Annotated in this window: 3 rRNA genes (2 of these 3 cut by a window edge); all 3 read left to right on the forward strand. The window is 46.1% G+C overall.

The annotated features are described in order from the left end of the window. A 23S ribosomal RNA gene (locus GWR21_RS22570) occupies nucleotides 1-1,935 on the forward strand; it begins 946 nt to the left of the window's first position. Nucleotides 1,936-2,047: 112 nt separating this feature from the next. Continuing rightward, nucleotides 2,048-2,159: ribosomal RNA gene (gene rrf / locus GWR21_RS22575) — 5S ribosomal RNA — on the forward strand. Nucleotides 2,160-2,740: 581 nt separating this feature from the next. Further along, nucleotides 2,741-5,000: ribosomal RNA gene (locus tag GWR21_RS22580) — 23S ribosomal RNA — on the forward strand (it continues 621 nt past the right edge of the window).

Raw genomic sequence — 5,000 nt, forward strand, 5'->3', positions numbered from 1 at the left:
TGCTATGATATATCTGCGGGAGTGAGGCTGTGGGCGCTAAGGTCCATGGCCGAGAGGGAAATAACCCAGATTAACAGCTAAGGTCCCTAATCGTATGTTAAGTTGATCAAACGAAGTTTAAATCCTATAACAGCCAGGATGTTGGCTTGGAAGCAGCCATTCATTTAAAGAGTGCGTAACAGCTCACTGGTCGAGGGTTTAAGCACGGAAAATAATCGGGCATCAAACATACAACCGAAGCTTTAGGATCGCCATTAAGTGGTGTATCGGTAGGGGAGCATTCTAAACTGCATCGAAGGTGTGTCGTGAGGCATGCTGGAGCGTTTAGAAAAGAAAATGTAGGCATAAGTAACGATAAAATAGGTGAAAAACCTATTCGCCGTAAGACTAAGGGTTCCTGATCAACGCTAATCGGATCAGGGTTAGTCGGGTCCTTAGGCAAAGCCGAAAGGCGTAGCTGATGGCAAACTGGTGAATATTCCAGTACCTGCTATAATTTCGATGGGGTAACGGAGTAGTGAAAGGACTGCGCACTTACGGAATAGTGCGTTAAAGGGAGTAGTTATATTCTGTGTAGGAAAATCCGCACGGGATGATGAACCTGATAGTACAGCAAAGCTTCGGCCGCGCTGATAATGTCCCTAATCAGACTTCCAAGAAAAACCTCTAAGGTTAGGTTATAGCAGCCCGTACCGTAAACCGACACAGGTAGTCGAGGAGAGTATCCTCAGGCGCTCGAGTGATCCGTGGTAAAGGAACTAGGCAAATTGACGCTGTAACTTCGGGATAAGGCGTACCGCAGTAATGCGGTCTCAGTAAAATGGTCCAACCAACTGTTTAACAAAAACACAGGGCCCTGCAAAATCGAAAGATGACGTATAGAGCCTGATACCTGCCCGGTGCTGGAAGGTTAAGGAAGGATGTTCGGAGTAATCCAAAGCTTCTGACTGAAGCCCCAGTAAACGGCGGCCGTAACTATAACGGTCCTAAGGTAGCGAAATTCCTTGTCGGGTAAGTTCCGACCTGCACGAATGGTCTAATGAGTTGGACACTGTCTCTACCACGAGCTCGGTGAAATTGTAGTATCGGTGAAGATGCCGGTTAATCGCAACGGGACGGAAAGACCCCGTGAACCTTCACTACAACTTAACATTGATTTTGAACAACAGATGTGTAGGATAGTTGGGAGACTATGAAGCAGCTTCGCCAGGAGTTGTGGAGTCAACGTTGAAATACCAACCTTCTGTTGTTTAGAGTCTAACTCGGCAACGAGGACATTGTTTGGTGGGTAGTTTGACTGGGGTGGTCGCCTCCTAAAAAGTAACGGAGGCTCGCAAAGGTACCCTCAGTACGGTTGGTAATCGTACGCAGAGCGCATTAGTAAAAGGGTGCTTGACTGTGAGGCCTACACGCCGAGCAGGAGCGAAAGCTGGCTAAAGTGATCCGGTGGTTCTGTATGGAAGGGCCATCGCTCAAAGGATAAAAGGTACTCCGGGGATAACAGGCTGATCTCCCCCAAGAGCTCATATCGACGGGGAGGTTTGGCACCTCGATGTCGGTTCGTCACATCCTGGGGCTGGAGAAGGTCCCAAGGGTTCGGCTGTTCGCCGATTAAAGTGGCACGTGAACTGGGTTCAGAACGTCGCAAGACAGTTCGGTCCCTATCTGTTGTGATCGTTAGTAAATTGCGGGGACATGACCTTAGTACGAGAGGACCGGGTCGTACGTACCGCTGGTGTATCAGTTGTGCCGCCAGGTGCAGTGCTGAGTAGCTATGTACGGAAAGGATAAACGCTGAAAGCATCTAAGCGTGAAACCAACCTCAAGATGAGTTTACTTTTAAGGGCCGTCGGAGACTACGACGTTGATAGGCTACAGGTGTAAGGGTGGTAACATCGAAGCCGAGTAGTACTAATTGCCCGTAAGCTTTAATTTTATTTTTTGTGATAAACTATTACAATTTCCCAATATGTTACCTTATTGGTCTTAAGTCAGAGTAATCGCTGTAAAGTGTCTGACTGTGAGACATAGATCATATTCAAGATCTTATGGTGGTTTTGCCAAGGGTGTTCACCTCTTCCCATTCCGAACAGAGAAGTTAAGCCCCTTATGGCCGATGGTACTGCACAATCATGCGGGAGAGTAGGTAGCTGCCATATTTATTTTAAAGAAGTCCCGGTCTTTACAAGAGACCGGGCTTTTTTATCCTCACTACAACCACACCACTGATCCTACCGCCACTTACGGTAAAATAATCTGGTTAATTTTTGTTGTACAAGGTTAGAGATTGTATCTTTGCAATCCGCTTTTAAAAATGATCTTATTTAACCTTAACCGGTTAAGTTCATTAATAAAGCAATAGGTCTAACAGCTATAAAAGATACGGGACGGAGGTCCTTATCTTATTAATATGCAAAGCATTAGTTCTTTCACACAATATGACATCCTATAAATGATGACAAAAGCTTACTTATAAGCGTATCGTCTTCAGGAAAAAAGGATGAAAAAATCTTGAAAAAGATTTGGTGGAAATGAAAAATTAACTACCTTTGCAACCCCAACGCAAACAACGCGAAACGGGCGATACAAAAGTTCTTATAATAATAACAATATCTGGCGATAAGCGCCACGCAGATCGGATCTGAGATATTAACTACGCGAAGCTTTAAGCTTCGCACAAGTTCTTTGACATATTGGGAAAATCAATTGTAATAGTAGAATTACAAAAGCTTTGAAGATATTTAAAGCGAATAAGGGCGCATGGTGGATGCCTAGGCTCTAGGAGGCGAAGAAGGACGTGGTAAGCTGCGATAAGCTACGGGGAGATGCAAACGATCGTTACATCCGTAGATTTCCGAATGGGACAACCCAATGCATTGAAGATGCATTATCCGTAAGGAGGCCAACGCAGGGAACTGAAACATCTAAGTACCTGCAGGAAAAGAAAATAAATTAATGATTCCCTAAGTAGTGGCGAGCGAACGGGGACCAGCCCAAACCGTGGTGGCGTGCTGCCACGGGGTTATAGGACTACTTTTAGAAAGTCAGATCAAGCTGAATCATCTGGAAAGATGGACCAAAGCAGGTGATAGTCCTGTAGGCAGAAATTCTGATGGACGTGTAGTATCCTGAGTAGCGCGGGACCGGAGAAATCCTGTGTGAATTTGCCAGCACCATCTGGTAAGGCTAAATACTCCCTAGAGACCGATAGTGAACCAGTACCGTAAGGGAAAGGTGAAAAGCACTTCGAATAGAAGAGTGAAATAGTACCTGAAACCGTGCGCCTACAAGCGGTCGGAGCATAGTAATATGTGACGGCGTGCCTTTTGCATAATGAGCCTACGAGTTACTCCTTACTGGCAAGGTTAAGTACTTAAGTTACGGAGCCGGAGCGAAAGCGAGTTCTAACAGAGCGCTTTAGTCAGTAGGGGTAGACGCGAAACTTTGTGATCTATCCATGGGCAGGTTGAAGGTTTGGTAACACAAACTGGAGGACCGAACTCATTAGCGTTGAAAAGCTATGGGATGACCTGTGGATAGGGGTGAAAGGCCAATCAAACTGAGAGATAGCTCGTTCTCCCCGAAATGTTTTTAGGAACAGCCTCGTATATAGAGTTATCATAGAGGTAGAGCTACTAATTGGGCTAGGGGGCTTCACCGCCTACCAAACCCTAATAAACTCCGAATGCTATGATATATCTGCGGGAGTGAGGCTGTGGGCGCTAAGGTCCATGGCCGAGAGGGAAATAACCCAGATTAACAGCTAAGGTCCCTAATCGTATGTTAAGTTGATCAAACGAAGTTTAAATCCTATAACAGCCAGGATGTTGGCTTGGAAGCAGCCATTCATTTAAAGAGTGCGTAACAGCTCACTGGTCGAGGGTTTAAGCACGGAAAATAATCGGGCATCAAACATACAACCGAAGCTTTAGGATCGCCATTAAGTGGTGTATCGGTAGGGGAGCATTCTAAACTGCATCGAAGGTGTGTCGCGAGGCATGCTGGAGCGTTTAGAAAAGAAAATGTAGGCATAAGTAACGATAAAATAGGTGAAAAACCTATTCGCCGTAAGACTAAGGGTTCCTGATCAACGCTAATCGGATCAGGGTTAGTCGGGTCCTTAGGCAAAGCCGAAAGGCGTAGCTGATGGCAAACTGGTGAATATTCCAGTACCTGCTATAATTTCGATGGGGTAACGGAGTAGTGAAAGGACTGCGCACTTACGGAATAGTGCGTTAAAGGGAGTAGTTATACTCTGTGTAGGAAAATCCGCACGGGGTGATGAACCTGATAGTACAGCAAAGCTTCGGCCGCGCTGATAATGTCCCTAATCAGACTTCCAAGAAAAACCTCTAAGGTTAGGTTATAGCAGCCCGTACCGTAAACCGACACAGGTAGTCGAGGAGAGTATCCTCAGGCGCTCGAGTGATCCGTGGTAAAGGAACTAGGCAAATTGACGCTGTAACTTCGGGATAAGGCGTACCGCAGTAATGCGGTCTCAGTAAAATGGTCCAACCAACTGTTTAACAAAAACACAGGGCCCTGCAAAATCGAAAGATGACGTATAGAGCCTGATACCTGCCCGGTGCTGGAAGGTTAAGGAAGGATGTTCGGAGTAATCCAAAGCTTCTGACTGAAGCCCCAGTAAACGGCGGCCGTAACTATAACGGTCCTAAGGTAGCGAAATTCCTTGTCGGGTAAGTTCCGACCTGCACGAATGGTCTAATGAGTTGGACACTGTCTCTACCACGAGCTCGGTGAAATTGTAGTATCGGTGAAGATGCCGGTTAATCGCAACGGGACGGAAAGACCCCGTGAACCTTCACTACAACTTAACATTGATTTTGAACAACAGATGTGTAGGATAGTTGGGAGACTATGAAGCAGCTTCGCCAGGAGTTGTGGAGTCAACGTTGAAATACCAACCTTCTGTTGTTTAGAGTCTAACTCGGCAACGAGGACATTGTTTGGTGGGTAGTTTGACTGGGGTGGTCGCCTCC

It is taken from the genome of Chitinophaga agri (assembly GCF_010093065.1).
Taxonomy (GTDB): Bacteria; Bacteroidota; Bacteroidia; order Chitinophagales; family Chitinophagaceae; genus Chitinophaga; species Chitinophaga agri.